Raw genomic sequence first — 14,985 nt, forward strand, 5'->3', positions numbered from 1 at the left:
GACTCTTCTCTCCGGTTCCCTGTCTTTCCAAAAGCTGTTGGACAGGTATTACGATGACCTCAGCGCGAAGCCGGGGGGACAGTTCGCGATGTGGACGTACCAAGCACAAATGCAAGATTGGCAGCAGCGGTGAAAGCGGCCTCGCGTGCATCGCTTTCTGCCAGTCGCGCATCCAGCAGCCCATTCTGCGCTGTTGCCAGTGCTGATACTGTCCCGACGCCGTTTTGATATGCCTCCAGAGCAGAATCATAGGTTTTGTACGCCGCCTGTCTGAGTTTGACGGCCGAAGCATTCGCCTGAATTGCTGAGGTCAGTGCATTGGATGCCACCACAATCTCCCGGGCAGCGACGTCTTTCAGCTGTTCATAGTTTTTCTCGGCAGTCGCGACACGGCTCCGGGCTTCCTTGAGGTTGGCCTCACGCAAACCCGAATCGTAGAGCGGGATCGAAGCGCCAAACATGATATTGCCATTGAGACCGTTATTTTCGACCGATGGCAGCCCGCCTGCATTAAACTGGGTTTCGTAGGTGGAAAGTGTACCAAACACGCCGATCTTGGGCATGAAGTCAGATTTTGCTTTCTTGATTCCCTCGCGGCTGGCCTCAAGCGATGCGTATCCGGCCAAAACGTCGGGTCTGTTCGCAAGGGCCACTTCGACCATCGTTTTAACGGGCACGTTTGCCGAGGAGGGGATACCGCGATTGCGTGTGTCTTCGATCTTGATCTTGGACATCGGCGAGATGCCGACAGCACCCAGAAGTGCCTGATAAGCATCCTGTTCTGCGCCGCGAGACTGAACCACCCGCAATTCCTCCTGAGCGACGATCTGTTCAGCCTGCGCCAGATCGACAGATGTTGCCAGTCCGCGGTCTCGCCGTGCCTTAACAGCATCATAGACCGTGCGGCTGTTTGCCAGCGCCTGACTTGAAGCGCGGGCATGGGCACGCGCTGCGTTATAGTCATGAAACGCACTTGTGACTGCATAAATAAGGTGCTGATGGACCGCATTGAACTGATAGTTCGATGCCAGTGAGAGATTTTTGGCACCCTCTACAACCGCGCTTCTTCCGCCGAAATCGAAAGCGAGCCATTGCAACGCGACAAATGGAACAACGCCTTGAATATCCGTGTCGAAATAGGCATTGCCTCCGATCGGTATAGGAAGCTCCGCGCTGTTATTGTTGGTACCACCTATCACATTGGCTGTGATTATCGGCAGGTAAGTGGCTTCCGCCATTCCCACTGCAAGGGCTGCCTGTCGTGCCTGCTCCCAAGCCGCTCTGGTTTCTGGATTGCTGCGCTGCGCCAGGTCAATCAGTTCCGGTAACGTGTAGGTTTTGTTCTTGTTGACGACCGGTTCGGAAAGCGCCAGTGCTCCGGCATTTCGGGCGCGGGTCTGAAGGCTTTCTGTGCTGCCATCAGCGCCAGGCAGCCAGGGCTTATCAGGAGATGAAGGTGCAAGCGTAAGTGAATCTGACGCGCAGCCTGCCAGTCCGAGGGTCAGCATGAGAGAAGACGCCACCAGCGTGTGCTTCATCGCGTTTGGCAAAACCTGCGAGTAGGGCCTGTTCAGAGGAAGGGCGGGAAGGGGCCGGCATTTGAATATCATAGGTCGTCTCCCGTTTTCTGCTCTGTATCTGATGCAGGCTGATCTGAAGCTCCGGCGACAGATACTAACCCGGGTTCAGACGCTTCAAGGGCACGTATTGTTTGCTTGTCTACATCGTCTCGCAGGTACAATGCCAGTGACAGACCGTTCAGTTTCTCCGCGTCATGCCTGTATTGCTTTCTCTGTATATGTGACGGTCGCATGTATCGCGGCTCGTAAGAAGCCATTTCCACAGCATTCCTGATGATGCCGAGGTCTGTCTGCACGGATGCAACAAGCGATGTCGAAGCACTGCGTTCTGCATAAGCCATTCCCGCCAGAGTTTTAAGTTTACTTACGGCGGCTCTGGTCCGCCTGCTGACTTCATAGCTTACGCTAACAGGCCATATATTCGTGAATATGATGTAAACCACGGCGTTGCCGAGCAGAATCCCCATAATTCGGTCACTGGCGTCGCTGAGGCTGGTTCCCGGCTGAAAGCCCTGAAGTACTGTCAGCAGAAAAGCGAGTGCGATCTGAACACCGCCATAGGATATGCGTTCATTGCCCGTTGAGACCCAGGCAGACAAGGCAACAACAGCGAAGATCAGAAGCGCAAGTCCGCCAACGGATTCAAGCTGCGGAATGACAAACAGAATAGCGATAAGCCCGAAAAACGCGCCGATCAGACAGCCCGTGATGCGCAAGACAAGCTTGTGAACCGTGTCACCGGTTGTTCCAAGCGCCGCGACATAGCAGGTAATCATTGCCGTGTGGATGCCCTGCCAATCAATCGAAGTGTATATGAAAAAGCAGGTGACCGCTGCCAGAGTGGTTTTAAGTGCAAACTGAAGGTGGATTGGATTTTGAAAAGCATCTGGTGCCAGGAAAGGATCATTGACCGGCGCGCCCTGTTCCAGCGGCTCCTCATGACTGAATTTGTCCAGGCAAATCCCGACGGTTTTCAGATCCGCAGTGGCTGCGGAAAAAGTCAGACTATCAAATTCCGGCAAGGGCTTCTTATTTTCCACTGCGGCGGCCAGTGTGCGGCACGCCTCCGCCAGTTGGTCGCGCGCCTGCGGGTCGCTTTCAGTGGACAGGTCTGAGACAGCGAGCATCAAACGATAACTATGGGATTGGCCGCGTTCCAGAAAATCATAAGCTTTGCCATAAAGTATCTTGAAGAGTTTTATGAGCTGAAGCTGCTTCTCCTGCTCAGCAGTGCCTTCACCCAGAGCGTCGATCAGTTTCTCGCGTATGTCTGCACTCATTGTTTCCAGATGAGCCGCTGACAGCTCCAGCCGCTCGACGATTGTCCAGCGCAGCAACTTCTGCGGCGCTAACCCGAACAGCAGATTGTAAAGCGCCATTGTCGCCATTGGCACAAAAACCATGGCCCATGCATAAAGAACCGCGCGCGTGGCAATCTCACCCAGAGGGATGTCACTGAGCAACGTCAGTACAAAAGAAATCACCAGAGCGACAATGCCCGCCTGTTCGCCTGCCTTGGTCGCGGAATCCATATAGAGAAAGATGAAGGAGGCGACGATGATTGCACCGATCTGTGCCGGCGGATGATCAATCGTGAGGTTGATGATTCCGATCAGCAGAAAAACCACGAGACTTACAGCGACAATGATGCCGATGCCTGTCATCACATTCTCGGCCGCGTTCTTCTTCATCAGAAAAATCACGAGATAACAGCCGATCGCGGCTTCCGGAAAGTGATACATCATCGAGATGACTGTCGAAATTGCGCAGATCGCACCAATCGACAGCGACAGGTAAAGTCGCCCTTTAAACGGCCGCAGGTCATCAATCAGGTGACGCGTTTTCCGCCTCAGGTCGCTTTCCTCAGCAGTGGTCGCCATGGCGGATCACTGTTGATGCTGAAGCGCCAACACGCATCAGGTTTTCCGGGGGATCGATCAGCTCGATACGGACAGGGAAACGCTGGGCAATGCGAACCCAGTCAAGTTCTTTCGGTACATAGGGCAGAGCGCGTGGAATGTTGATCATACCTTCAGTCGAAACACCCCAGCCGATACCCTGAACTTTGCCCTTTATTTCAACAGAACGGTCAGCCATGACATAAACCGTTGCGCAGGTGCCAACCGGCAATTCCTTCAGTTCAGATTCGCGATAGAGTGCATCCGCATACCATTTTCCGGTGTTCACCAGAGTAAATACCGACTGGCCTGTGATAACGAATTGCCCACTGGAAACCGTGAGACCAACGACACGTCCATCATGCGGTGCGTAGATTTTGGTGTTCTCAAGGTTGCGCCGGGCGAGATCAAGGGCAGCTTGTCTGCTTTGAATAAGAGCCTGAGTTTCAGCGGTCGAAGACACCAGCGCATCCGCAGCCTTGCTTTGCTGCATTGCCTGCTCAAGCGAGACTTCGGCGTCGCGTTTTGCCGTGCGAGCGTCCTGAACCTGTTGATCGGTGACATAGCCCTTTGGCTGAAGCGGCAACAGCCTCGCCAGCGTTTCTTCTGCCAGTTCGAGATTAACCCGCGCCCGCTCAATTTGTTGAACAGCGATTTCCGCATTTGCCGATTCTGCCTCAATGTTTCGCTTCTGCGTTTCATAGAGGGCCTGTGCCGCTTTGAGATCACCTTCGGCCTGAACGACCTGCAGACGATAAGCTTCGTCTTCAAGCGTGAACAGGAGCTGACCTTTTTCGACCTTGTCGTTTTCCGAAACAAGGATCTCCGAAATCCGACCCGGGACTGTAGAGGAAATGTCGGTAATCGGCGCTTTCAGGGTCGCGTCCTGCGAAAGGATATCGCTGTTCATGCGCGCAATATGCTCCCATCCCAGCCAGATGGTACCGCCGATTACGATAATCGGGATCAGAGCGATGGCTTTGGCTTTAAGGCTCAACATGATTTACCGACCAAACAAGAGCAGAGACGAACCAAGCCCGATGGCTATCGCCGTGAACAGATAAACAATAACGCGCAAAGGAAGAAGCTCATCAATGCCGGCCTTTATGAACAAAAGACGCAGAATGACGGCCCCGAAAATTCCGATCAGAGAGCAGGCAATCCATGAGGGAAAGTAAGCCCCGAAAAAAGGGATGACAGTGCCGCGGCTAGCCGTATCGCAAGAAGACAGCAACAGCATTGCTGCAAAAACATTGACCTGAGTAATAACGCGCACGCCCCACACCCGTTGTTTTTTTATCATGAATATCGGCTGCCTTCCCCTTAAAGCTCCGGACGCTACTCTTTGTCATACCGAACAGTTATGTCAACCAAGCCTGACCGCAATGATGCCAAACAGTGAATGCCTCCATAGGCCCTTGGCTCACAGACTGTCTTCAGAAGCGGAAGCTTACGCCAAGCATCGGCCCTTGAAACTCGGTGTCGAAAACGTGCCCGTCATCATCATAGTTGACAGACATATATTTGTAACCAAACGAGAGCGCCGATGTCTGTGTCATCTGGTATTTAACAGCAGCCATGGCTTGCCACGTCAGGTCTGATCCGGCTGAGAACCCGCCAATGTCAGCCTGACCGACAATGTCGAACCGATCATTTACGTGATATTTGAAGTCAGCACCCACTGCGGGGTCGATCCAGCCAAAATTGCTCTCTGCCTCGGTGGAGAGGCCCTGCGATGGAATAGCTGCCTTAACCTTTGTCCAGACATTAAAGGCACGGACACCAGCGAGGGCATCAACGGTCAGTTGGTCAGTGTTCACGAGGCGATAGGAACCGAAGAGCGCGCCTGCGAACAGCTCACTGTCGACCCCGATATCAACACCTCGGACAGAACCGAGACCGGGCAGGGTAACCGGGCCGGTTCCGCCGCTTTCCGAGGTGCTGACATACATCATGTCAGCATAGATGCCGTATTGCCCATTCCCGGCATAAAGATTCACAAAACCTGCGATGTTGAGGTTTTCAAGAATATCGGAAAATGATTGATCGACATGCACACGCGGGGCCTGCCGGAAAGGCGAAACGTCACCGGAGAGGCCCGTTGCCCAGATGTATGGCGTAAGCACAAAGTGCCAGTCGTTGCCTGTTTCTTCAGCTGTAACTGTCACCATTTTGCGTTCAGGCGTTTCCGTGATCGGGTCAGCCGCTTTCGCGATATAGGTTGAACTTATGAGCAGCATCGCTGAACAAAAAGTAGTTTTCAGAAAACGGTCCATTCTGTTACATCCTAGGCCAGCGTGTTTTTGAACAGGCGGCCGTCTTTCATGATAACAGCCATATTGTCAGGATCGGCGACCAGTGAAATATCTTCGAGCGGATTGCCGTCAATCAGGAGCAAATCTGCGAATGCTCCTTTTTCGATAACACCCAGACGACCTGCATAAGGATTGCGCTCGCCGGACATTGCCAGCAGTTCACCGCTTCTGCTGGTTGCAAGCTTCAGCACATCGACGTTTGAAAACCATTCAGCAAGCTTGGCGAGCTGACGTCCCTGTGTATTGGTCTTTGTTGGATTGAAGAGAATATCCGTACCCCAGACAAGACGTTCGATGTTGTATTTGTCGGCCCACTCAAAGCAACGCACAGTGCCTTCCGCAATTTCGCGCTGTTCTTTTCGCTGCTGAGGCGAGCTTTTCGGGTTCGCGTCCTCATCCGCCAGAAATGGCTGGATGCTCCACCATGTCCCGGTATCGACCATCATGCGCACGGCTTCTTCATCGGCAAGCTGGCCATGCTCAATGCACTGAACGCCATTCCGGATGGACCGCTTGATGCCTTCTGCCGTGTATACGTGGGTGCAGACATAGGTGCCCCAGTCTTTTGCCGCCTGAACTGCAGCTCTTATCTCTTCCGGGGTGAACTGCAGGCTTTTCAGCGGATCATAAAGCGATGATACGCCGCCACCGGTCATAATTTTGATCTGGCTGGCACCCAGCATCAGCTGTTCACGTACCCGGTTCAAAACTTCCGGAACACCATTGGCGATAGACGAGATGCCGGCCTGTTCGGCATGACTAAGGTTTGTCTGGCTCGAATTGGGGATCTCATAAGCCATCCGGAAATCGCCATGCCCGGATGTTTGGGAAATCATAGCGCCTGAAGGATAGATGCGTGGTCCGATTGCCTTGCCGCCGTCGATCGCGCGCTTCAGAGCAAATGAAGGTCCGCCGACATCGCGGATTGTCGTGAACCCGCGCATCAGTGTCGCCTGCGCTTCATGCGCTGCAACCAGATGAACATATGGCACCTGCGCGGTCATGGCGACTTCCATGGAAATCGCGCAGAGCAGGGAGTGCCAGTGTGAATCAATCAGGCCAGGCATGAGCACGCGACCGCCGCAATCGATCACATCGACATTTTCAACCGGTTCGCTGACCGGTATCAACGCTTCGATCCGACCCGCCCGTACCAGAATATTGCGACCCTCAATCAGAGTATTCTGAAGGCCATCGAAAATACGCACATTCTTAAAGAGTATCGCGCCATCATTGCTTGCAGCCAAAGCGGGGGCAGCAGAAAGGGCGCTGGCAGCAATGGTCGCTGCAACGCCCTTCAGAATATTCCGGCGGCTGAAGCCTTCTGTCAGCCTGGCATTGAGCCTGGCAAATTCCGGTGTGTGACACGGGCACCCCGCTCCGTGGAGCAGGTATTGATACTTGGATCCTGCGCGCATGTTAAACTCCTGCTGGTCGGCTTTGTCAGTTATGAGTTTCATCCGCATCATTGAAGAATGCAAGAAACGGTTTCGTGAAACTTTTCATTAGCTTGCTGAAATATGTTCATCTGATTCAGAACATTCTGAAGCCAACAGACAAGGCTCTTACGGGGCGATTGCGTTCTCGGCGAGGGCGAACGGAGCAGAAACCGCGCGTGCGACTGCATCCAGTGTTTTGGCGCCGGCGCTTCTCATGCCGCTTCCAAGAACCATATCGTCGTTCAGTTCCGGATAGATGGCTGCAAGCGCTGCATAACGGCTATGGTTCAATGCGTCACTCGAAGACAGAGACGAAATATCGAGCAGCGTGACATTCATTTCCCGTGCCTGCTCAATGACTTCCGGATCTGTAATATCGAGTTGTCCGGCGCGTTGACGGTTTCCCTGAATGAAGCGGGACGCCTGCAATGCACGATCATCGCTGGAAACCATAACCAGAATTGGCGGATCCAGCGGCCCTATGGCCTCAAGCTGTGTGGTGAAGACATCTTCATCGATATCCGGTGCGGCAAGAATGACGTTCAGCTTGCGTAGAGCATTTCTGTCGCCGGTGAGTGCGAGCTGACGCAAGGCTTCCATGCTTAACCACCCGCCCATGCTATGACCGAACAGCATGACTGAGCGAACGCTTGATATGCCCGTGACCTCCTGCAGGACCTCCGTCAAACCATCACGGGAAAAGGTCGCAGATTCCTTATCTGTCGCATAGTCTAGCACACGCGCCTGAGACGGCCATGAAAACAGGATCGGTACACCGGATACGTTCGAATCCGCAGCCAGTTGTGCCATACGGAAAAGGCCTTCCTGAAAGCTGACATTGAAACCATGAACGAAAATCGCAGCGCGCCTATCTTTCGATTTTCGGGCCTCTCGTGCAACCATGGATTCGAATGCGGATTGTGTCAGAATTGTATGTTTTAAAACGGCAAACTGCTCGTCCAGATTTACCTTTCGCGAGTAGGGCCATTCAATTTCTCCGGGTTCGTGATTTGGAGGAATTGAAATATCAAAGGCTGCATAACTGAGTTCTTCTTCTCGCTCTACCGTGAAGCCTTCGACCGGCTTGTCCGCGGCCTCGCGGGTCGTGGCGACGTAAACGGTGACTACGCGGCTTTTTGCCGAAGCTTTTTGTTGCGGATACAAGACTTCCGTACCAGGGCGCGGCGTACATGCAGAAATGACGACGAGGGCTAAAAGTAGCATGAATACCCGTAAGACAGCGTCACTTCTCAAAAGAAGTGGTGCCGCGCAACGGGACCCTGAAATTCGAAGCTCGCAAAAGCGCGTCACTGTAGCCCTCAATCGGCATCCGGGATGTCAAAAAGTGAAAGGATCACGCTAAGGCGCCTCCAGCTATCTGATTTTTACGGACGTGCCAGCGGTAAATCAAGTGGTAGGTCTTACGGTTGAAATATCGTCTGAAAGTGAAGACTTACATCGTTGTCTTGACCACCTTAAAACGAGCCGATACCAGTTTTAGACGCCTGCATTAAAGGGAGATATGCTAATGGCAGACAACCGCACCGAGGAGCCTGGCTTCGATCCGAATGACGAGACTTATGGGGCTGCCGACCTGGCATCGATACTGCCAAAGTCTGAGTTTCCTGCCCATGAGCGGGCGCCGCGGCTCGCCTATGCCGCCATTCATGATGAACTGCTTCTCGACGGGAATGCCCGCCAGAATCTGGCAACCTTCTGCCAGACATGGGAAGAACCTGAAGTCCATCGCCTCATGGATGAGTGCATCGATAAGAACATGGTCGATAAGGATGAGTATCCCCAGACCGCAGAAATCGAGGCGCGCTGCGTGCGGATGCTGGCCGACCTGTGGAATGCTCCGGAAGGTCCAGCGACCGGCACGTCAACGACGGGTTCATCTGAAGCAGCGATGCTGGGCGGTCTTGCCATGAAGCGCCGCTGGGAAGCAAAGCGCAAAGCTGACGGCAAGCCGACGGACAAACCCAACCTGATCACAGGCCCAGTGCAGATATGCTGGCATAAGTTCACCCGTTACTGGGATATCGAGCATCGGGAAATCCCGATGGAGAATGGCCGCCTGCTGATGACGCCCGAAGAGGTTCTGAAGCTGTGCGATGAAAACACCATAGGTGTTGTGCCAACCCTTGGCGTCACGTTCACCGGTGAATACGAACCGGTTAAGGCTGTTTCCGATGCGCTGGATGATCTTCAAGCCCGAACCGGCCTGGATATTCCGATCCATGTTGATGGTGCCAGTGGAGGATTTCTTGCGCCGTTCTGTGCGCCGGAGCTGGAGTGGGATTTCCGTTTACCACGAGTGAAATCAATCAATGCGTCCGGCCACAAGTTCGGTCTTTCTCCACTCGGTGTTGGCTGGGTTTTGTGGCGTGAAGAGCAGGACCTGCCAGAACAGATGGTCTTCTGGGTTAATTATCTCGGCGGCAATATGCGCGATATCGCGCTCAACTTCTCACGTCCGGGTGGCCAGGTGGTCTGCCAGTATTATAACTTCCTCCGTCTTGGGCGGGATGGATACCGCAAGGTGCACGAGGCCTGCTACCGCTCTGCCAAATACCTCGCGGATGAGCTGGAAAAATCCGGCCTCGTCGATGTCATGTTTGACGGTGACATGAAACGCGGCATTCCTGCCGTTTCGTGGAAGCTGAAGGAGGGGCTGAAAACCAATTATACGCTTTTTGATCTTGCTGATCGGCTGCGGGCCCGTGGCTGGCAGGTGCCAGCCTATACGCTGCCTGCAAATTGTCAGGATCAGGCGATCCAGCGCATTCTTGTCAGAAATGGTGTCAGCATTGATATGTGTTCATTGCTCATCGAAGATATCAAGGCTGCGGTTGAGTATTTCAAGGCGCACCCGATCGTCAATCCACTGACGAGCGACGAAGCATCCGGCTTCCATCACTAGACGATATTTTTCTTCTGGTTCAGCAATAAGAAGGCCGGATAACGCATTGTTATCCGGCCCTCTTTCTTTAATGAGAATATAAGATATTTGCAGCGTCGTCTGCAGCCTGGTTGAAGGCTTCGAGTGGTGCAACTTTCGGGCCGTTTGCGTTGGCCTTTAGTGCCGCAAGGTCGAACCTTACATAGCCAAGGCTATTGTAGGTTCTGAGGAACAGAGTGTTTCGCTGCAGGTCAATCAGCGTGATCCATGAGGTGTACTCGGTGATGTATTCCGGCTTTTCAGCTGACGCGTTGCCCATCATTTTGGTTGCTGATTTTGTCAGGGCGCTGGCCTTGGCGCTGGAGTAAACCGAGGCGCCTTTCGGGCGGTCGAATTTGTTCATGACATGCCCGAGCTGGCGAATTGCAGCGTCGGGTCCATCTACCTTTTCTGAAAACTGTGCGTAGTAGACAGCACGCACAAAACGGTCGACGGCTGTGTCTGAGCTGGGCAGGGTCACGGTGGCGATACCGGAATCGGGCTGGATAAAATCCTGACCGAGGAATGTCGCGCTGGAGTGGTCGATATTCGAGAGGTGCGTATAGTTGTTTAGGTTGGTCATGTGCCAGTCAAAGCGTGGACTGTTGGTCATGACACCTGTCGGATTATCGAAGAGGTGCATCTCACCGTTGAAAAACTCGATCACGAGAGACGCGCCGCTTCTGTCATGAACCGTGTAGTGAAAGGGGGGCACTGTGCCGCCCAGTGCTGCAAGCGCCTCGACTAGAACAGGTTGCTTTTGCAGGCCGTCTTTCACTTCTGCAACAGTTGCGAACTGAGACAGCATCCAGCTGCCGAGGTCGATTGCCGACAAAACTTCGTCATCTTTTGCAAACGTGTCTTCGGGGCCATGTGTGTCGGCAAACGCCAGAATGCTGTAATTCAGGCCAGCGTCATTGATACCTTCGACAAACTTCAGATCTTCCACTGTTCCATTGGGCACAACGATTCCGAAGATGTCATGCCGTGCCGTGAAGGAAAGCGGGGCATGCGCCTCTGTCTTCGAGGCCAATGGCGTTCCTTTGGGAAGGAATGCTGCCAGATAAGGCAGCTCCACCGGAAGTTCCAGCGTTCTTCCGGCATAAACCGATCCGGAAAGGTCATTAAAAAGCAGCGATGTGCACATAGGGGCCTCGTTCTAAAGTTCTGCTCGGAAAGTTTTGCCGAAACCCTATTTCAGAATGACCACGTAAGGCCAGCCCCAATTCGGTCTCCCGCGTACTGGTCTGAAAATAACGTCCGGCTTAATCATGCGGCGCCTAAGCAGCGTTCTTCAGTGCTCTGGTTCGCTTTCTAAAACGTGCCTCAATTATCACAAAAAGAATGTTGACACCGAGGGTATTTGTGGCACGATTGATTTGCGCAAACGATAAACCATAAATGAGCAAACGTTTGCTCATTGCGTTTTTCCGTTTTTGAGAGGTGTTCAGGTTGGCGGATAGAGGTGCGAAGCTGCAATCAGGCGGCGCTTATCAGCGCAGTACTATTCGTGATGTCGCGGCGCAGGCCGGGGTTAGTGTCACGACAGCTTCCCGTGCGCTTAATGGCACAGGCCGGATGTCGGATGAAACGCGAGAGCGTGTGCAGCAGGTGGCCTCTGAACTTGATTATCGGCCAAGCTCAATTGCGCGTGGTCTTGTCCAGCAAAGATCTTTCACGCTCGGGCTTTTGACAAATGACCCCTATGGCCGGTTTACGCTGCCGGTCGCGGCAGGCTTGTCCTCTGCCATGGCTGACCGTGGCGTATCGGTGTTTCTCAGTACAGGCGAATATGAGCCTGAAAGGCTGAGCCTTAATCTGCGCGCCATGGAAGAAAAGCGCGTCGACGGTCTCGTGATTACCGGAAAGCGTATTGACCGCGGGCTTCCGGTTGATCTGCCAGATCTCGGAATGCCTGTGGTCTATGTTTACGCTTCGGCGCCGGAAGGCGCAGTCAGTTTTGTGCCGGATGACAAAAACGCTGCTAAAGCCGCAATACGTCACCTTCTCGGACTGGGACGCGAGAAGATTGCACATATTACCGGACCCCACGATTTCAGATCGGCGAGGCTGCGTGCCGATGGCTGGCGTGAAGCATTGATTGAAGACGGCTTGGAGCCATTCGGACCGGCTATCTACTCAGCCTGGACAGAGCAGCACGGCTTTGAAACTGCCCGGCACATGATTGAGTCAGGGGAACGGCCCGATGCCATCTTCTGTGGCAATGACCAGATTGCACGCGGTGCGATCGACGCTTTCGCCTTGATGGGGATTCGGGTGCCGCACGACATAGCGATCGTCGGGTTCGATAACTGGGAGGTGTTTGCCAAGGCAACGCGTCCCCCGCTGACAACTTTGGATATGGGGCTGCCGAGCCTCGGTCGAAACGCCGGAATGGCGCTTCTTGACCTGATTGACGGTAAATCGGTCCCGCCGGGCGTGCGCGAAACACCGTGTGAGCTCATAGTAAGGCAATCCTGCGGCGCGCAACCGGAACGGTAGGCGCCTCAGTCAGAACTTCTCTGCATGAAGGTAACAGCATGATTGAGAGGTTGATTCACCGCAGTTGAGCAAACGTTTGCGCTTCTGCTTTATGAGAACGGAAGATCGTATATTGGGAGGTAATTTACGATGAGACTGAAGACACTTCTTGGCGGCGTTGCCGCACTCGCACTTGCAGTTCCGGGTTTGGCACAGGCGGAAACCTTCTCACTCTGGGTTCGTTCAGACGGTTCGGAGTTCATGCCAACGCTGGTGGAAGCTTTCAATGCAAAGGGTAAGGACAAGGCAGAGCTGCAGATCGTTCCTGTTAACGAACTGGTTCAAAAATATGCGATTGCTGCTGCGGGTGGATCCGAACCGGACGCGCTTTCACTTGATCTGATCTACACGCCGTCATTTGCACAGGCCGGTCAGTTGAAGGATATGACCGAGTTTGCGAAATCACTGCCGTATTACGATCAACTTTCGAAAGCACATCTGACTGTCGGTACCTATGATGGCAAGATTTATGGCATGCCGTTCTCAGCCGATGCATCTGTTCTTGTCTGGAACAAAAACCTGTTTGAAGAGGCGGGGCTGGATCCCGATAAAGGACCTTCAACATGGAAAGAAATCCGGGAGGATGCGGCTGCCGTCGGGGCAATTGGCGATGACACCTATGGTTTCTATTTCTCCGGAAATTGCGGCGGGTGCAATATCTTCACCTTTACGCCTCTGATCTGGGCATCGGGTGGAAATCTGTTCGAGGATGAAGGCGCCAAAGCCACTGTCGATACGCCGCAGATGAAAGCCGCAATCGAGTTCTATCGCGGCATGGTCAAAGACGGGCTGGTTCCTGCCGGCTCACAGACCGATGCGGGGTCTAATTTCTTCGCTGCATTTGCGGGTGGCAATATCGGTATTACACCGTCCGGATCATTCGCTATCGGCGCCCTTAATAACCAGTACCCGGACCTTGAATATGGTGTGACCTATCTGCCGGGAGAGGATGGCGGCTGGTCGTCCTTTGCCGGTGGCGACAATATTGTTGTTTCGGTGAAGACAGAAGAAGAAAAAATGCCCGCGATCAAGGCATTCATCGAGTTTGCCTATTCAGCCGAAGGGCAGAAAATCCTCGCGCAGAACGGTTCTCTTCCAGTGCGCAGAGATGTTGCGGAACAGGCGCTGGAAGGGCTCGATGCCCGATACATGATTGCTGCTGACGCCATGGATAAAGGCCGCACGCCTTATAGCCCGGTTTTCAACGATCTCATCAATTCTCGCAACGGTCCCTGGGTGACCATGCTGAACAAGGCCTTCTACGCAGACAGCGCGGAGGAAGTGCAGGACGCGATTGATGAGGCGCAAAATGAAATGCAGTCCATCATCGATTCATCGCGCTGATTGCAGCCGCTGAAAACCCATGAGATGTGCCGCCGGCCGTTCGGCTGGCGGCCGTTGCCGGATTTTGGATGCGAAAGGAATGAGCCATGTCTGACAGGACATTGGCGGGTGCGGCTGTGATCCCACCCACAAAGCGAAAGCGCAGGAGGTCGCAATGGACAGGGCTGATTTATGTTCTGCCCGCTCTGGCTCTTGTCACAGTGTTTTTCATCGTACCGCTCGGAATGACTGTGTGGATGTCTCTGCACAAATGGCCGCTAATGGGACTGCCGCGCTTCATCGGCCTCGACAATTATGAACGGCTGATTTTTGACAAGAGCTTCTGGTCTTCGCTCTGGTTCACTGTCCAGTACACGATTGTCGTGACCATTGCCCTTCTGGGCATAGCACTCGGACTGGCATTGATTGTGCAGGGGCAGGGGCGAGCTGTCTCGGCGTACCGGACCATTTACTTCCTTCCGGTTGTCACGGGTTTTGCCTCGGCTGCGCTGTTGTGGGTCTGGCTTTCCAACGTTGATACAGGGCTTTTCTCGCCACTGGCGCAAGATCTCGGTCTGACCGAGGGGCGTGTGAATATTCTGGCGAACTTCACCCCTGCATTCTGGTCCGTGATCGTGATGGTCGTCTGGAAAATGGCTGGCTTTTTCATGGTCATCTTGATGAGTGGCCTGCAATCTATTCCGACAGACTATCAGGAGGCGGCGCGGATTGACGGTGCCAAAGCACTTCAGCGTTTCCGGTACATCACGATGCCACTGATCCGTAAGCCTTTTGCTTTGGCGCTTATCCTGTGTGTATCGGGCTCGATGCTCGCCTTCGATCAGTTCTATATCTGTCCGTTGTCATATAAAATGGGACATCAGAGCGGCTTGAGCATTGGAGGCTCTGGCTGGTTTGTGTGATTGATTATGCTGCTTGTTTTTGATG

12 protein-coding genes are annotated in these 14,985 nt (G+C 53.6%); 4 read left to right on the forward strand and 8 right to left on the reverse strand.

Annotated elements, in window-relative coordinates:
- Positions 1-59: 59 nt before the first annotated feature.
- The 7 genes from EDC90_RS17210 to EDC90_RS17240 form a co-directional block, all read right to left on the reverse strand.
- Complete coding sequence (locus EDC90_RS17210; protein ID WP_132313788.1) at positions 60-1,610, reverse strand: TolC family protein; 1,551 nt, start codon at positions 1,608-1,610, stop codon at positions 60-62.
- Positions 1,607-3,460 (reverse strand): FUSC family protein, encoded by a 1,854-nt coding sequence (locus tag EDC90_RS17215; RefSeq protein ID WP_132313789.1) that lies wholly within the window; start codon positions 3,458-3,460, stop codon positions 1,607-1,609. The genes EDC90_RS17210 and EDC90_RS17215 overlap by 4 nt, the downstream gene beginning before the upstream one ends.
- The gene (gene mdtN / locus EDC90_RS17220; protein WP_132313790.1) at positions 3,444-4,478 is read right to left on the reverse strand and encodes a multidrug transporter subunit MdtN; all 1,035 of its coding nucleotides are present in this window, start codon (positions 4,476-4,478) and stop codon (positions 3,444-3,446) included. Before mdtN ends, EDC90_RS17215 begins: the two co-directional genes overlap by 17 nt.
- A gap of 3 nt (positions 4,479-4,481) precedes the next feature.
- Positions 4,482-4,781: a YtcA family lipoprotein gene (locus EDC90_RS17225; RefSeq protein ID WP_245511107.1), complete on the reverse strand. Its 300-nt coding sequence runs from the start codon at positions 4,779-4,781 to the stop codon at positions 4,482-4,484.
- 133 nt (positions 4,782-4,914) lie between these two features.
- Positions 4,915-5,754, reverse strand: coding sequence for a DUF481 domain-containing protein (locus EDC90_RS17230; protein ID WP_132313791.1), 840 nt, complete (start codon positions 5,752-5,754; stop codon positions 4,915-4,917).
- Positions 5,755-5,765: 11 nt separating this feature from the next.
- Complete coding sequence (locus tag EDC90_RS17235) at positions 5,766-7,211, reverse strand: metal-dependent hydrolase family protein (protein ID WP_132313792.1); 1,446 nt, start codon at positions 7,209-7,211, stop codon at positions 5,766-5,768.
- Positions 7,212-7,358: 147 nt separating this feature from the next.
- Positions 7,359-8,396, reverse strand: coding sequence for an alpha/beta hydrolase (locus EDC90_RS17240; protein ID WP_245511108.1), 1,038 nt, complete (start codon positions 8,394-8,396; stop codon positions 7,359-7,361).
- Positions 8,397-8,760: 364 nt separating this feature from the next.
- On the opposite strand from EDC90_RS17240, the gene EDC90_RS17245 reads away from it, so the two are divergent.
- Complete coding sequence (locus EDC90_RS17245; RefSeq protein WP_132313794.1) at positions 8,761-10,155, forward strand: glutamate decarboxylase; 1,395 nt, start codon at positions 8,761-8,763, stop codon at positions 10,153-10,155.
- Between the two features lie 67 nt (positions 10,156-10,222).
- Here the strand turns inward: EDC90_RS17245 and EDC90_RS17250 are convergent, their stop codons facing one another.
- Positions 10,223-11,320: a linear amide C-N hydrolase gene (locus EDC90_RS17250; RefSeq protein WP_132313795.1), complete on the reverse strand. Its 1,098-nt coding sequence runs from the start codon at positions 11,318-11,320 to the stop codon at positions 10,223-10,225.
- A gap of 305 nt (positions 11,321-11,625) precedes the next feature.
- On the opposite strand from EDC90_RS17250, the gene EDC90_RS17255 reads away from it, so the two are divergent.
- From EDC90_RS17255 to EDC90_RS17265, 3 genes are all read left to right on the forward strand, one after another.
- Positions 11,626-12,675 (forward strand): LacI family DNA-binding transcriptional regulator, encoded by a 1,050-nt coding sequence (locus EDC90_RS17255; protein WP_132313796.1) that lies wholly within the window; start codon positions 11,626-11,628, stop codon positions 12,673-12,675.
- Between the two features lie 129 nt (positions 12,676-12,804).
- Positions 12,805-14,058 carry an ABC transporter substrate-binding protein gene (locus EDC90_RS17260; protein ID WP_132313797.1) on the forward strand — a complete coding sequence of 418 codons (1,254 nt, stop codon included), beginning with the start codon at positions 12,805-12,807 and terminating at the stop codon, positions 14,056-14,058.
- A gap of 86 nt (positions 14,059-14,144) precedes the next feature.
- Positions 14,145-14,960, forward strand: a complete 816-nt coding sequence (locus tag EDC90_RS17265; protein ID WP_132313798.1) for a carbohydrate ABC transporter permease — start codon at positions 14,145-14,147, stop codon at positions 14,958-14,960.
- The last annotated feature ends 25 nt before the right edge of the window (positions 14,961-14,985 follow it).

It is taken from the genome of Martelella mediterranea, assembly GCF_004342225.1.
Taxonomy (GTDB): domain Bacteria; phylum Pseudomonadota; class Alphaproteobacteria; order Rhizobiales; family Rhizobiaceae; genus Martelella; species Martelella mediterranea_B.